This is a genomic window from Pseudoalteromonas phenolica, assembly GCF_005876835.1.
Taxonomy (GTDB): domain Bacteria; phylum Pseudomonadota; class Gammaproteobacteria; order Enterobacterales; family Alteromonadaceae; genus Pseudoalteromonas; species Pseudoalteromonas phenolica_B.
This window is the reverse complement of sequence record NZ_PPSW01000047.1, coordinates 22,114-38,168: the sequence shown is the minus strand read 5'-3', so window position 1 is coordinate 38,168 and position 16,055 is coordinate 22,114. Positions and strand designations below refer to the sequence as shown.

General features: G+C 38.8%; 12 protein-coding genes. 6 read left to right on the top strand and 6 right to left on the bottom strand.

All coding sequences use genetic code 11. The features are described 5' to 3' along the window. Positions 1 to 261: 261 nt before the first annotated feature. From C1E24_RS19815 to C1E24_RS19805, 3 genes are all read left to right on the top strand, one after another. A complete protein-coding gene (locus C1E24_RS19815; RefSeq protein WP_138484490.1) occupies positions 262 to 597 on the top strand; it encodes a gamma-glutamylcyclotransferase family protein in 336 nt (111 codons plus the stop codon). Between the two features lie 156 nt (positions 598 to 753). Beyond that, positions 754 to 1,509: a hypothetical protein gene (locus C1E24_RS19810; protein ID WP_138484488.1), complete on the top strand. Its 756-nt coding sequence runs from the start codon at positions 754 to 756 to the stop codon at positions 1,507 to 1,509. A gap of 264 nt (positions 1,510 to 1,773) precedes the next feature. Continuing rightward, a complete protein-coding gene (locus C1E24_RS19805; RefSeq protein ID WP_138484486.1) occupies positions 1,774 to 2,208 on the top strand; it encodes a hypothetical protein in 435 nt (144 codons plus the stop codon). A gap of 346 nt (positions 2,209 to 2,554) precedes the next feature. Here C1E24_RS19805 and C1E24_RS19800 read toward each other — a convergent pair whose 3' ends face one another. From C1E24_RS19800 to C1E24_RS19790, 3 genes are all read right to left on the bottom strand, one after another. Beyond that, positions 2,555 to 3,730, bottom strand: a complete 1,176-nt coding sequence (locus C1E24_RS19800; RefSeq protein ID WP_138484484.1) for an anhydro-N-acetylmuramic acid kinase — start codon at positions 3,728 to 3,730, stop codon at positions 2,555 to 2,557. 2 nt (positions 3,731 to 3,732) lie between these two features. Continuing rightward, the gene (locus C1E24_RS19795) at positions 3,733 to 5,691 is read right to left on the bottom strand and encodes a RecQ family ATP-dependent DNA helicase (RefSeq protein WP_431188339.1); all 1,959 of its coding nucleotides are present in this window, start codon (positions 5,689 to 5,691) and stop codon (positions 3,733 to 3,735) included. A 98-nt stretch (positions 5,692 to 5,789) separates the two neighbouring features. Further along, positions 5,790 to 7,340, bottom strand: coding sequence for a methyl-accepting chemotaxis protein (locus C1E24_RS19790; protein WP_138484482.1), 1,551 nt, complete (start codon positions 7,338 to 7,340; stop codon positions 5,790 to 5,792). Positions 7,341 to 7,600: 260 nt separating this feature from the next. On the opposite strand from C1E24_RS19790, the gene hemH reads away from it, so the two are divergent. Next, on the top strand, positions 7,601 to 8,617 hold the full coding sequence (gene hemH / locus C1E24_RS19785; protein WP_138484480.1) for a ferrochelatase: 1,017 nt from the start codon (positions 7,601 to 7,603) through the stop codon (positions 8,615 to 8,617). Positions 8,618 to 8,662: 45 nt separating this feature from the next. On the opposite strand, the gene C1E24_RS19780 is transcribed toward hemH, so the two are convergent. From C1E24_RS19780 to C1E24_RS19770, 3 genes are all read right to left on the bottom strand, one after another. Beyond that, a complete protein-coding gene (locus C1E24_RS19780; protein ID WP_138484478.1) occupies positions 8,663 to 11,176 on the bottom strand; it encodes a bifunctional diguanylate cyclase/phosphodiesterase in 2,514 nt (837 codons plus the stop codon). Positions 11,177 to 11,322: 146 nt separating this feature from the next. Then, positions 11,323 to 12,726: a YfcC family protein gene (locus tag C1E24_RS19775; protein ID WP_138484477.1), complete on the bottom strand. Its 1,404-nt coding sequence runs from the start codon at positions 12,724 to 12,726 to the stop codon at positions 11,323 to 11,325. Between the two features lie 122 nt (positions 12,727 to 12,848). Then, positions 12,849 to 14,432 (bottom strand): sensor domain-containing diguanylate cyclase, encoded by a 1,584-nt coding sequence (locus C1E24_RS19770; RefSeq protein WP_138484475.1) that lies wholly within the window; start codon positions 14,430 to 14,432, stop codon positions 12,849 to 12,851. A 549-nt stretch (positions 14,433 to 14,981) separates the two neighbouring features. On the opposite strand from C1E24_RS19770, the gene C1E24_RS19760 reads away from it, so the two are divergent. Beyond that, positions 14,982 to 15,455 (top strand): DM13 domain-containing protein, encoded by a 474-nt coding sequence (locus tag C1E24_RS19760; protein WP_240722061.1) that lies wholly within the window; start codon positions 14,982 to 14,984, stop codon positions 15,453 to 15,455. 152 nt (positions 15,456 to 15,607) lie between these two features. Further along, on the top strand, positions 15,608 to 16,036 hold the full coding sequence (locus C1E24_RS19755; protein WP_138484469.1) for a DUF3429 domain-containing protein: 429 nt from the start codon (positions 15,608 to 15,610) through the stop codon (positions 16,034 to 16,036). The last annotated feature ends 19 nt before the right edge of the window (positions 16,037 to 16,055 follow it).

Sequence of the window (16,055 nt, the reverse complement as noted above, 5' to 3'; positions counted from 1 at the left end):
TACATTTGATGCAGTTAATGTAGGCACCGGTTGACCCCGCACTCTCCTGCCCGACACAAGTCGCGCCTGCAAGAATTAATTTAATTAGTGGGCTTTAATATTGAATTTATACACTGGTTTCACTAAATGTAGGCGCGGGTTTACCCCGCGCTTTTGTGCGTGACATAAAGTCAGCGCCTTCAGGAATTGATTATGAATAGCTGTTTTAATCGCCTTAAACTCTTGTACAATCAAAACTTGTTTTATGTATAGGAAACTTAAATGAACGCGCTTTTCTCTTATGGCACGCTACAGCTACCTCAAGTACAACTTGATACATTTGGCCGTTTACTTGAAGGCCAAAAAGATACTTTGATTGGCTACAAACTGGGTGAAGTCAAAATCACTGACGAAGCAGTCATTAAAAGTAGTGGTAAACAATACCACCCAATTCTAATTAAATCGGATCTTGAAGAAGACACTGTTGATGGTACGGTATTTTTAATCACAGACGAAGAATTACACCAAGCCGATGACTATGAAGTAGATGACTACGAAAGAGTCAAAGCGCAATTAGCATCAGGTAAAACTTGCTGGATCTATGCGGCATCATCTTAATTGAATTCATCTAACTACAGATTCAGATCCTTACTTACACTCTATTACACTTAATTTGTATACATAAATAAGGGCCTAACACTAAAATTGAAACACTCTCGTTGAAATTTGTGAGAGAAAACCTCTTCTCGTTCTTAATGATTAAAAGGAAAGATAATGCGCAAATTAGTCTATTACATTTTGCCATTCGCTTTAGCAGCCATTAGCGGCTGCTCCACGGAAACAACTGAGTCTGATAATGTTAAAACCAGAGCAATATGGTCAAATATTTATGTAACATCAGGCGGTGAAGATAGTCGAGTAATCGCTGAACTAAACTTAACTGATGAATTTGGTAATAACATAAGTTTATCAAGTTCAGATAAGCTAGAGGCAAGTGTGGGAAATGACACTAAAGCTCTCGAAAAACATACCGATGTATTTGATGTTGACTATCGTGCTATCTTTGACGAACACGGTGAAAACACACAATATGTTGTCAATTTTGTTCGCTCAGAAGATAACGTCACCCTCACAAATACACTTACTTTGCCTGCGCCCTTTGAAATACTTGCCCCGCAGAAAAGCCAATCTTTTTCTAATTCTGACAAGTTAGTCATCGAATGGTCTAATCATAGTACCTCAGACAAACTAGACGTGACGCTTAACTCAACTTGCAAGCTCAAAGACGGTGGGTCTCAAGCTAATGCTGAAAAATTTGAGAATGTGACAGACGACGGTAAGTTAACCATTGATCTAAATACTCTCGATATCTTTAAAGATGAAAACTTAAACACACGCCAAAACTGCGCAGTTAATCTTCTTGTTGAACGCTTTAGATTAGGCAGTGTTGATAGCAATTATGCCAGTGGCAGTAAAAGCAGAGCGTCACAACAAAGACGTTTGGATGATATAACTATCACACTGCGATAATACAAATATCCTTCAATAAATCGTTATAAAACCGTTAAATAAATTAACCTTTATTGTATACCCATTATGCAATAACAATTCAAAAAGGGTGCTCTAGAAATTTAAAGTACCCTTAAATCATAAGCTTAGAGTAAATACACTCAAATCAACCAGTTAGTAATATTGCTGTAATAAAACTCTTGGATAATACATACCATCTTATACAGCAACCAATTTAAAGTTATGAACCACTCACCGTTATTGCTCGGATTCACACCCCGTACAATGAACGACTTAGATAATTACAGTGTGCAACATACCTGTCAGTACGACACATTAAAGCTAGATTATGCAAAAGAAGGCATAACCTTTAATTGCGTCTTACCGTACGATGCACAGATCGGTGATGTGATTTCATTATCAGCAACAAAACCTGATGCGAGAGCTGAAAGTTTTAGTGCAGAGACAACTTTAACGAAAGCTGATTTAGAAAATAAGAATGCAACATTAAAGCTGACTGGTGATGGTGAAACCGATGATTACCTGATGCAGCTTAACTTGCTTGGTTTGCATGGCTCAATAAAAAATTCAGCCGAATTTAATGCGCATATAAAAAGCCAAGCAATTAAAAACAAAAAAATGAACACTATTTCCCCTTGGCTCATTAGTGCTAAAAAACAGGGTGCAAAACTAATGTCAGTGATGCTCTCAGCTTTTTAGAATACGAGGCTGTTTTTCAGCCCCGCTAATTTAGCGGGGCTTTTTTTTCTTTCATGTGGATGCATAAAATAAAAGAAACTTAACCCGACATTAAGTCGGTGCTACCGAGTTTACCCAATACTACAGCAAATTCATCTCGAATCTTTTACAGCGAATTTATTTTACGTTTTCTATTGCAGACTGACTTTAAAACACGAACCCGACATAAAGTCAGTACTACCCAACTTCCCCCTCGGTAGCAGCGAATTCATTTCGCGTCTGAGTTTGAAACGCTTACCCGACGTAAAGTAAGTCCTACCGAGCTAAACGGCCTCGGTAACAGCGAATTCATTTCACGTAATTTGAGTTAATTTGGAAAACTTAATTTTCCCATACTCACCCCAAACTCAATAGAATTACCAACTAAACACTCGTTTGCCAACACAGCAAATAAAATCGCTTCTTTTGCATCTGGGTCTAAATCAATTTTATTACTGTTTTCAATTACTACGTCAGTAGAGACTAATCCCTGAATTCTTTGCATCAATATTGGATTATGCACCCCACCACCACTGGCATAAACATTAAGTTCTTTATTTTCTGAAAGGTGATTGAGCTGCTTAGCTATTAGTAATGCACTCAACTCACACAAAGTTGCCATAACATCTTCATGCTTCAAGTGAGTTGTGTTTGAGCCTTCCTGTGCAGTTTGTAAGTAAGCTAAATTAAATACCTCTGGTCCTGTTGATTTAGGGAGTTCTAACCCGACAAAATCGTCATCTAAAAGCTTAGATAATAAAGCTTGGTTAACGCAGCCTTTCGAAGAAATAACACCATCACTATCAAACGCTTGGTCGAAATGCTTCTGCATGTAGGCGTCCATAATGGTGTTACCTGGGCCCAAATCACTACACAGCATGTCGTTGAAGCTGCCTGCCTTTGGTAAATAAGTGATATTGGCGATGCCACCTAGATTCAATAAAACACGGTGTTCAGAGTTCGATGAGAAGCAAAAATAATCGCCAAACTGTGCTAATGGCGCACCTTCACCACCCGCTGCAATATGCTTTTGTCTGAAGTCGCTCAAAGTGAGTATGTCCGTTTCGACAGCAAGGTGATCTCCATCGCCTATTTGTAAGGTGGCATTACCAAAGTCTTCAAACTCATGCTGATGTTTGGGGCAGTGATAGATTGTTTGACCATGACTGGCTATGGCATCTATGTCTTTGGGATTAACTTGCCACGCTTTTAGAGCTTGGTTGATCAGTTGACCGTGATACTTCCCTATCCAAGGGTTTAGAAGTGTGAGGTATTCTAGCGATACTTGTGGTTTGGCAAATACAGTTCTAATTTTACTTTTAACTTCATCAGGGTAATCAACTGTTTTGAAGTGTTTTAAAGTCACTTTTGTACCCGTGCCACAACCACTTATTTCACACAAAGCGATGTCTAGCCCATCAAGTGACGTACCACTCATTAAACCAATAATGTGGCGTTTTGGTTTTTGTGAAACGTGGTATAACTGTTCAATGTTTTTACGCACTTTTAAGCCCCAAACCCTAGTTGTTTGACTTTAGTCAGCACCGCTTGATAGCGAATATCTGTACAACAGCCAAACCCAGCGCGTTGTCTAAATTTCGAAGATGTCGATAGAGGTGAAGTCATACCTGTTAAGAAACGGGTGAGTATTGCTAAACTTGGCGCAACACCTATTTGCATTAAATGTTGCCTCAATGCATTCAAGTCATTTCTTAATGCTTCATCTGATGGGAACTCAGTTGATTTAGACTGCTCAAGTTTAGCAACTTGCCCTCGACACGCTGAGCAGTGACCGCACTGCTCTGGCGCATTTGTGTCATCAAAATATCTTGCCAAGTTGTAACTCAAGCACGTATTTAACTCAAAGAAACGAAGCATAGCAGCAATACGCTTAACCTCAGCTTGCTCTTTTTCTATAAAGTAATCGGCAAGCTCTTTCGCTAAATCTGGCTGGGCTAACTTACTTTCATCAACTTGATAAACCTGCATCATACGCTTTGATTCAAGTTCGATAAGCCCTTGCTCATTTAGATAATCTAAGGCGGCAACAATACGATTTCTATCTTGCCCTTGTTGCACTAAGGCTTGAATATCAACAGTGCCCCACACTTTTTTAAAGTGTGTGTTGGCAAATATTTGCTGGATAAATTGCTGTCGATTTGGATCAAACAGGCTTAAAATTTTGTGTTCTGTGTGCAACCATTTAAATCTAAAATCGGCATAAAAGGCGTATTTAGCTTCAATCACATCTTTTAATTCAAGTTGTACCAACAGAGTTTTCAGCGCAAGGAGCCTTATATTACTGACCTTAGACGCACTAAGCTCCTGCATTTCCCATAAACCAAGATGTTGCTGAGATTGAATTTTTTCAATCAGTGCTTGAATACTCGTTTGTTCAGGCGTATCGGCATATACAAAGTTCTCAAGCGTAGCAACACCATCTAAATTTGCTAGCGTGATACATTCTGAAAATTGTCCATCACGGCCTGCTCGCCCAATCTCTTGGCTATAATTCTCTATCGATTTTGGCAAGTCATGATGCACCACAAAACGGATATCTGATTTATCAATGCCCATACCGAATGCAATGGTGGCAACTATCACTTGCTTTTGGTTACTCATGAAGTCATTTTGAATACTTTGACGTAGTCCATCGTCTAAACCTGCATGATATGCAGCAGCATTAATGCCTGCAGCTTGTAATTGCTTTGCAACTTGCTCGGCTTGTTGTTGCAGCGTTACATAAACAATCCCTGCGCCGGTTTGTTGTTTTAAGTAACCTATAAGTGCAGGAACTTTCTCTTCTTCAGGATAAGCATAAACACTTAAATCTAGATTATCGCGATAAAAACCAGTTTGGACTATATGCTCTGGTTTTATATCAAAACGGTTAGCCATGTCGTGCTTTACTTTTTTTGTGGCTGTTGCAGTTAATAACAACACCAGTGGAATATCTAATTCGTTACGATAGTCAGGTAATTTGAGATAATCAGGTCTAAAGTTATGACCCCATTCAGAGATACAGTGCGCTTCATCAACAACCAGCATAGAAATTGGTACTTGCTTAATGAATTCTCTAAAACGCTCATTTTTAAAACGCTCAACCGAGATCATTAATACCTTTGTGCTGCCATTTCTGACATTTTGCATCACTGACTGACTTTCTTCACGATTTAACGTGGAATCTAAACTGGCTGCATTAATGCCTTTGCTTTTTAAAAATTCAAGCTGATCTTTCATTAACGCCAGTAAAGGCGAAATCACTAAAGTTAAATTAGGGAGCTGTAAGGCTGTCAACTGATAGCATAGGGATTTGCCTGACCCCGTTGGAAAGATAGCAAGACTAGAATGGCCGTTTACTAGCTGGGTGATTGTTTGCTCTTGGCCTGGTCTAAATTCTGAAAAGCCAAAATATTGCGCTAAGGTTTGATGAAGCACCGACTCGGTCATGATGCGAAATTCCATGTTAACAATTGCTTAGCTAAGATAGCATAATATCAACCCCAAATAATACCGACGAGCTTATTATCAGGGTTGATATAGCAGTTGTTTCATACACCGTTTTAACGTTTAAATCGCACTACCAATTCAACCATATCTTGAGATACTTGCGTGAGTGTTTGGCTTGCTTGTTCAACACTTGTAGCGCTATGTAAACTGTCACCTGCTAATGAAGCAATATTAACGACTTGTTGATTAATATCTTCAGAAACATTCGCTTGCTCTTCGATGGCCGCAGCAATTTGCAGTGACATATCATTAATTTTATCAATTGATTCATTGATTTGAACCAGCATGTCGCTGCTTTGTAGCAAATGAGCCATGCCCTGCTGAGATTCTTGCTCACCTTGTTCAGCGACGACTACTGCATGTTCTGTACTTTGTGATAATTCGTTGATAATACCTTGAATTTCTTGTGTAGATTGCTGAGTTCTCTTAGCAAGACTGCGAACTTCATCCGCAACTACGGCAAAGCCTCGCCCCTGATCGCCGGCACGAGCTGCTTCAATTGCAGCATTTAGAGCTAACAAGTTTGTTTGCTCCGCGATTTGTTCAATAAACTGAGCCGCATCTGCGATACGTGAAGTTTGCTTAGATACCCCTTCTACAGAGTGCTTAATGTTTAACACGGTATTTGTTAATGACTCTATTGCACGCTTGGTTTGATCGCTGTATTCAGCACTTTGTGTTGCAAGATCGTGTGATTGACCCGCTTGCTCAGCCGTTGCTTGAACATGACCCGACACATCGTTAATGGTCATACTCATTTCGTTCATAGCTGTTGCGACTTGCTCGGTCTGTAATTGCTGCTGTTCTAATTGTGTATTGGCATTTTGCGCCATAGATAAAGAGGAGTTCGCTCCTTTAGATACATGCTTTGCCGCATCAGCAATACGGGTCACAACGGTGTCTAAATGCGCTCGCTCACTCAGAATTCGTACATGTAAGTCAGCAATATCACTTGGGTAAGTTGAATAAACGGACTTAGCAATGTCATCACTAAAGCTACTCGAAAGTTCATTGCTTAATGCTTTGAAATAGTGATTCTTTTGTTTGCTTTTTAGGGCGATGGTTAAAATAGTAGCAAGAATAGAAGAAGCAAAAGCCGCGACTTGGTAACCTGAAATAAATGCAGCCACACATAAAACCAAAATAACGGCGAGTGCTGCGTAATAAGTATCGACGCGGAAGTTAAACCCGGTTTTATTTTGTTTCACTCGTCCATAAGTAAGCTCAGCACGTTTTATTGCTGATTCACTAGGGACGCTTCTTACTGATTCATATCCTACAACTTTGCCATGCTCAGTAACAGGAGTGACATAAGCATCCACCCAATAATAATCACCATTTTTACAACGATTTTTAACCAAGCCCATCCACGGCTTACCTTGTTTAAGTTCTGCCCACATGGTTTTGAATGCCACTTCAGGCATATCAGGGTGTCGGACTATATTGTGGGGTTGACCAATCAACTCTTCTCTGCTGAAGCCACTGATAGCAATAAATTCTTCATTACACTCGATAATATTGCCTTGCAAGTCAGTAACAGAGATTAATTTCACATCAGAAGAAAAGGTTTTGCGATTTGCAGTAATTGGCTGGTTGTTTCTCATTATGCCCCTCTAATGTAAAACAGCAGAATTTAGATTGATTTCGGGGCACGAAATCTACTGATAAATTATTTAATACGCAAACAATATTTAATAATTAGCAGAAAATTTAATACTAAATGACTATAAAAACATCTGTACTTTGTTCTGACACAAGAATGATCTGCTTTTAGGTGTCGAACGTATTGAAAATCTTGTAAAATCTTCCACTCTCAACACCGTCTCACTTTTTTAAAGAATGGTAATTTATAAAGGAGCATTTTGTGTCTCGTTTTTCTGCGATCACTGACAACCCGCATGAGGGTCGTTTTAATAAAAAGACAGGTATTTTGGTAACCAACTTAGGTAGCCCGGATGCACCAACGCCTAAAGCCTTACGTGTTTATTTGGCCGAATTCTTATCAGATCCAAGAATTGTCGAGATACCGCGCCTAATATGGTTAATGATCCTTCATGGCATTATTTTACGAGTTCGCCCAAAGAAATCAGCCAAAGCTTATGAAAGTATTTGGACTGAAAACGGTTCGCCGCTTATTCATATTTCTCAGCAACAAGCTGACAAAATCGCCGAGAAGTTAAAAGCCAATCACCATAACGTAGAAGTCGAGCTTGCGATGCGTTATGGCAACCCTTCAATTGAAGCAGGTTTGGAAAAACTAAGAGATAAAGGTATCACTCGCATTGTTGTGTTTCCTTTATACCCTCAGTACTCAAGCCCGACGACTGGCTCAACATTTGATGCGATTGCACGTGTATTAAAAAAATGGCGCTGGGTTCCTGAGTTCCATTTTATCAATGGCTATCACACAAACCCACTATACATAGAGTCTCTTGCTAATAGTATTCAAGAAGACTTAGATAAACATGGTACGCCACAAAAAATTGTTTTCTCTTACCATGGTATGCCAAAACAATTTTTAGATCATGGCGACCCATATCACTGCCTTTGTCATCAAACCACGCGATTAGTCGTTGAGAAATTAGGCTTAGATAAAGAGTTAGTTATGACAACTTTCCAAAGTCGTTTCGGTAAAGCTGAATGGTTAAAGCCATACACTGATGCAACCCTCGAGTCTTTTCCTAAAGATGGGATCAAAGATATCGCCATTATCAGTCCTGCTTTCAGCGCTGACTGCTTAGAAACACTAGAAGAATTAGAGGAAGAAAATCGCGAGATTTTCGAAGAAGCGGGTGGTGAAAAGTATCGCTATATTGCTGCGTTAAATGACAGAGATGATCATATTGACGCATTATATGATGTATTAGAGCCAAACTTATAAACACGTAATAAACAGGCACTCACTCTAGTGAGTGCCTAACTTTGACTACAATTTGTGAAGCATATCTAAGCAAACTGAAATCGGTTTTGCTGGACTGTAAAAGAATCCTTGCACATTATGACAACCAAATTGCTTGAGCATGTTCACTTGCGCCTCTTGTTCAACCCCTTCTGCAATTAACTGTGTGCCAATATCATCGCCTAGTTCAACAAGGTACTTCACCATAGCTTGCTTTTTTTTGTCGTCGATAAGCGTATCAATAAAAGAACGATCAATTTTAACGAAATCAACCTGACTCTTTAATAGATGGCTTAACGAAGAATAACCAGTACAGAAATCATCTAGCGCAATTTGCACACCTCTCTTTTGAAGATCACCCAGTACTTGCCATGTATATTGATTGGCAGCAACAGATTCAGTCACCTCAATCGTTAATGCATTATAAGGCAAGTTGTTTTCTTCAATCGCGTTGATAATCTGTTTATATTGATCGTTACTTGCTTTGAATTCATTAACAGAGCGGTTAATAGAAATTGAGATATGGGTATGACCTTGACTGTGAATTTTAGCCAAGTCTTTACAGCTCTTTTCTAGTACAAACTGACCGATTTGATGAATAAGACCAAACTCTTCGGCAATTGGAATAAACTGCCCGGGTGAGATAGCACCAAGCTCACTATCAGACCAACGCACAAGTGCTTCGAACTTACAAATTTCCCCTGTCGTTGAGTCAATTATAGGCTGGTAGTGCACTGAAAGTAGTTGGTATTTTATGGCCTCTTTGAGTTTGTCTCTGAGGTGTATTTTCTGTAAATAAGCATTTTGAATCGCTTCATTGTACAGTGCGATTTGACCTGGTGACGTTTTCTTCGCTGAGCCCAAAGCATGCGTTGCATGACTGATTAGAGTTGATGCAGTCAAAGGTTGATTTGATGTTAATTCTGCTACACCAATACAAGCTGTGATCTCTACCGACAATTCATTAAAGACATATGGAAGAGATATTTTAGACTGAATTTTTTCAGCCACAAGCATCGCATTATCTATGCCGCTGTTTTGGAGTAAAATAGCGAATTCATCACCGCCATAACGACAAACTATATCCTGCCGGCGTACACCATTCTTTATTCGCTTAGCCACTGACAATAAAACATTATCACCAATCTCTGAGCCATAAACGTCATTGACTTCTTTAAACCGGTCTAAGCCAATAAATAAAACTACAGACTCTTTTTTCTTCGCGCGGTTTTCTGAAATAACTTGTTCTAAGTTCTCTAAAAATGAGCGACGATTGGTAAGGCCTGTGAGCGGCTCATGATTTGCGTAAAACGTTAATTGGGCTTCATTACGCTTCCATTCAGTGATGTCTCTGAATATCGCGACATAATTGGTAGGTTGATTTAACTCATCTTTAACGACACTTAAAGTCAATTCTTCTGGGAAAATCTGACCATTTTTACGTCGGTTATAGATTTCACCTTTCCAGGTTCCCGAAGTTTCTAGCGCATGCCACATCTTTTTGTAAAACTGTTTGCTTTGCTGACCTGATGAAAGGACCCCGGGGTCTTGGCCCATTAGTTCAAAGCCTTTATAACCTGTCAAATCTTCAAATGCTTTGTTGACCATGATTATTTTGTTTTCATGATCTGTGATCATAATAGCATCTGTGGCGTGTTCGAATACCACATTGGTTAATTCTAGTTGCTTTGTTAGTGCATTAATTTGAGATATGTCTTGCACTGTAGCAGTAAAAACACGTTCAGAAATTGGACCGTTTTGATTTTCGATATGCCCAATAATGCGCATCAGACCTTTGCGCTTAGACAATAGCTTATGTCGTACTGTGGTATCAATTTGCTCAATGTCCCCACGCTTTAAAAGCGAGAGCAAGTCTTCTAGTCGCTCTTTATCTCTTGGCTCTAAACACTCTAAAAAACAATCTAGGCTTAATTCTATATCATGATGCTTGCCAATAAGATGGCGCATTTCTTTACTAAACCAGTGCTTATCTTGTTCTAAATGCCAATTCCAAGAGCTTAGTTTTGCAATGCGCTCACCTTTTGCAAGCTGCTTTAAAATCAAATCTTGAGAAGCCATTTCTAAGTTATGGTTTAATTCTGCACCAACGATGTAACTTAACTCTTTTAAAAACGATTGCCGACTGTCGGTTAATAGCCTTTCATCTTCGTACATACAAACCATTATGCCAATAGGTGTATGATCTAATGCACGTAAGGTGACACCTGCATAACTATTGATGTTTAAAACTCTTAATAATTCATCATCAACATAAGTCTCTTGCAGACAATGGTTAAGCATACAGACCCCTTCACTATCTTGCGCATCATTGCAAGGAGTACCAGCAAGGTCATAAGTAATATTTGGTTGTAAAACGCCGTCCTTAGCATAACAAACTGTTTGTACTTGAGTTCTTCCATTAACAAATTGCCCGATTAGGCAATGAACAGGAGTAAGCTCTTCAAACATCATCTGAATGGCTTGTTCATACCTAGCTTGGCTATTCTCAAGACTGTAAAAATGGCTAAAAGAAAGTGTCATGTGACCCACTAATTAAACGACGTATATACAAAATGCACGAATCGTAATAATAATGGAAGGATTTTGAAGTGTTTTGTAGTGAGATCAAAAAAATGAAGATAAATTGCTGCAACAATAAATTATTGCAGCAATTTTAAACGGTGTGATTATTTAATTACAGGTTGAACGTCTAAACCATAACCAAATATAACAGCCAAAACGAGTACGGTAGATGCTGCGGCCATAAGTTTAAGCATAAGTGGCAGACAGAATCTAAACCAGTGTGTATATGGTACACCCGCCATACCTAGAATACCCATTAGTACGGCATTTGTTGGGATGATCATATTTGAGAAGCCATCACCAAATTGATACGCAAGTACTGCAACCTGACGTGGCACGCCCACTAAATCGCCTAATGGTGCCATCAATGGCATAGTCACATAGGCTTGCCCAGAGCCTGATGGTATAAAGGTATTTAATAAAGTTTGGATGATTAACATACCCACCGCTGATACTTCAGCACCCACATAAGAAAGCGGTAAAGACATCGCATGAACTAATGTATGTAAGATTTGACCATCTTCCAGTACTAATGCGATACCACGAGCCACACCGATTAAGATTGCAGTCGTAACTAGGTCTGACACACCTTCGATAAAACGATTTGCAGTTTCGTCTGCAGATAATTTACCTAATACGGCAACCACAGCACCCCAAGCGATAAATACACCACCTAATTGCGTTAAGTACCAGCCTTTTGTAGAAATACCCCAGATTGCAATAACCAGCGTAAAGATGAAGCTACCTAAGATCATCTGGTGGCGTTTATTTAATTGCGGGTAAGATGGTTTTTCTTGACCTTCTAAAGGACAAGGCACACCTATCATCATTGATTTGCTTGGATCTTCGTACACTTTTTTAGAGTAGCTCCAAACATGGTGGAAACCGATTAAAACAAATGGAATGAAAATAGCAAAACGTAACCAAACACCTGAATATTGAGGTACTTCAGCAATTTGTTGAGCAATTAGAACAGTGAATGGGTTAAATGCTGATACACCGTAACCGATACCATAACCCGCTACAATCATACCTACCGCTGTCATTGCATCAAGGCGCATAGCCTTACAAAGGCCTACTAGAATTAATACAAAAGGAATGTATTCACCTGCCGTACCGATTGCACTAGACGCAAGCGCAAAACAAAATACAACCATAAAGATAAGACGTTGTGGTTTAGTACCATGTTTTTCTAAAAGGCGACCGATTAGCGCATCAACAGTGCCTGTTGCACGCGCGATTGCGAGTACACCACCCACAATTAATACAAAGAAAATGACATCTTGCGCCGCAGCAAAAGCGCGTGGAATAGAAGTTAGTAAATCCCATGGGGTAAGATAAGTTTTGTCTGCAACCTGCGCATAAGTGCCTGCCACAACCATTTGACGACCTGACTCAGTCGTACTTGTTTCAAAAAAGCCCTGTGGCACAACCCAGGTTGCAAATAAAGCCACAACCATCATGCCCAATAACAAAATCAAGGTATGGGGTACTTTTAAATTACCCATTTACACGCTCCTATTCTTATATATCTGAGACTCTCGAGTAGTCTGGAGCGCGCATAATACCTAAATCAGCGCCATTATTCACCTTCAAGATGTCAACAAATGAAAACAAGAATTGAAGTAGCCTAATTTGAATACGCTTGCTCTGCTATATGTGTACGATTCCTACCTGCTTCTTTGGCACTGTAAAGCGCTCTATCAGCCTGTTTGAGAACAGTATCTATGTCATCGCTTAAATTGGGCCATTGTGAGATACCAATTGATGTCGTCACGCTACCAACTTGCTGAAACTCAAAATCAGCGATACTCAGGCGCAATCTTTCTGCAATTTTATATGCAACATCTAGATCTACATTTGGCAAGAAAATCAAAAACTCTTCTCCTCCAGAGCGACAAACAAGGTCTTGCTCTCGGGCGCAGTTTTGCATCAGTGTTGCAAACTCTTTAATGACAATATCGCCAATATCGTGCCCATAGGTATCATTTACTCGCTTAAAATGGTCTATATCTAGTGCGAGTACTGAGAAAGCTTGTTCATTTGCCACGAAGTACGACATAGCATTCTCCATACCTCGGCGGTTTAGCAGTTGAGTTAGTTGGTCTTTTTGTCTGTCTTGATCAAGTCTTTGAATTGTTTGTTCAATACGTTTATGACTTGATAAGAATGCTTGCTTTAAATAATCAGCTTCAAAATACCAAGTATTGATTTTATTTGCATCAAACTTACTATCAAGACCTTCTTCTTTTAATGCCTGAGCCAAGCTTGCCAATGGTTGAGCAATTTTAGTTCCAAACAGCAAAATAATAAGCAGAGTCAGAACAATAAGTGGTAATGTGCTCAACAGGACATCAACGATAGTATTCGAAACCTTATCCAACGTTGCTGACTTGTGGCTTTGTGACACAATTCCCCAATTTGGTAGCTTAGCAGGGGCAAATCCCGCCAGCATTTTTTGGTTTTTTGAATTAGCTGCAATCATGCTACCTGAGATACCAGCCAACACCGCATCAACAATCTGGTTATTTATTATCTTTTCACCAATTCTAGTTACATCTTTGTGGAAGATTATATGACCATTTTGATCAACAACGTATGTGTAGGAATCATCATTATGGTGGTGTTTATCGAGTATTTGATTGAGAATATTTTGTTCTTGAAGATAAATAGCGCCACCGACAAACCCTACAAACCTCTTTTGGCTGTCAAACACCGGTGAAGTGATACTCACGATCAGATTTCCGACCGGAGACAAGAAAGGCTCTGAAATATAAGTTTGTTGTCTAGTTAACGGCTCAAGTGCTTTTTCACCTTCAATATTTGTATTGACTAAGTTCAGAGATGAGGGAGAAACGGCACGCACTTTGCCATGCTTATCAACAAAAATAGTTGCATTAAAACTATCTGTTTGTTTCAACAAACGCTCTAATTCAGTTTGTAAGACAGTTGGGTCATCATGATTATTTTTTAAAGACTCCGAGGTATATTCAAGCTGAGATAAAACCGACCCCATAAAAAGGTCTGTTACATTGGCTATTTTGCTCGCATAGACTCTATTTGCGTCTAAGGTATCATTGACGAGCAAGTCTTTTTGAACTTTATAGACAGCAAAAAGTGCATTCCCGAGTGTTAAAAGTACACCGAAAAAAGCCAATATTAAAACTAGGCGTTTTAAATCAAGTCGCCTGAAGGCACCAAAAACATTAACCAAACTAACCTCTAATGGTTAAAAGTGTAAATACAAACCCAACATTACAAAGTTACCCTTAGACAAAAATAAATCATTAATCTAAATCAACTTTATGTTTTAAATTTTATATACCAATTATAACAATAAAAAGCCTCAAAAACCTCAAAAATTTGATTCAGATAACATTTTATTTACCAAAAATAAGTTGGTCGTTTTTTCTATCTGACATCGGTATAATTTAAATACCTTAATTTATGCTGATTTTTATGGTTCGCAGTAAACTCAAAGCCCTTACCACTCATCTTACTGTTGCTTGTGTATTGCTCGCCACTTTATGGCTACTTGTCAGTGATAAACATGTTTTGATTATAGGTAATTCGTTAATTCTAGTCTATGTCGTTTCATCACTCGGTTTTTGTATAGTGCCAGAAAAAGAGAAAAGTAAAAAAAAGAAACACTAGACTCTACATAGCCATTAGAATCGGAGAAATTCAATTCTTCTCTTCCATATTCAAGCTAGATTGGTGACAAGCGACTATACTTACAAAAATGATAATTTTGGGTTGCGTTTTGGATAAACTTAAATCTTTAATATTAGTGCTTTTAATCTATTCACTTGGTTTTGTCAGTGGCATATACACGCTACCCATTTTGATGGCTCCCTCATCACCTAGCATGCTCGAATTTGCTACCGCAACATTAAATACAAAATACCAGGCAACTATCCCGGATTCCCTAAGCGGCTCAGACTTTCTTCACTACGGAGTGGGTACTTTTTCTCTTTCCGAAAAAAATATTATCTTTCAAGGGAAATTGGCGCCAGGTCCTGATTATCAGATTTATCTATCACCTAGTTTTGTAGAAGATGAAGCTCAATTTCTTCAAAATAAACAAAAAATGGTCAGAGTAGGAGAAGTAAAGTCATTCAATGGCTTTATTTTAGAAGTGCCAAAAGACGTTGATATTAATAAATATTCTAGCCTTGTCATTTGGTGCGAAGCATTTCGAGAATTCATTACTGCTGCGAATTACAAAAAAGGTTAACAGTGCTTTTCGTTATTTAATCGAAAGTTTTTAAGTACTGGTTCTGATTTAGTGCTTCAACCTTTCTGCTCACAGAAGACGACTATGTTTGATCTAGTTCTACGTAAAACTGGTATCATAGTGGATTAGTATAAACAAATTTTGGGATCTTCATGCACTCTTTCTCAAATCATGTACAGCTTGGCTATTATGGTGTTTTACCATTTTTAGCATGTATATTCGGTAGCTTAATACTTGGAAGTAATGAAGCGCTTATTAAAGCATTTACACTTTATAGCCTTGGTATTTCAGCCTTTTGTGCTGGAGTAATGTGGCGTCCTGGTGATCAAAGCATAACCCATGCAGTGATGGCCGTATTGCTCATTATTCCTTTCCCTCTACTGGCTTTTGCCACTACCACAATTACATTAGCTTATTTGGCTATTTGTTACCCATTAATCTTACTCTTCGAGCGAGGTATGCCTGTGTGGCAGTCCTACCATAAGGATTACCACAAAATGCGTTTTGTTCTAACTTCTGTTTTGTTTGTCAGTCATTTATTCATGATTGCACAACAAATTGAACTTTCTACCAACATATAAGCCTTAAATCTGCTATATG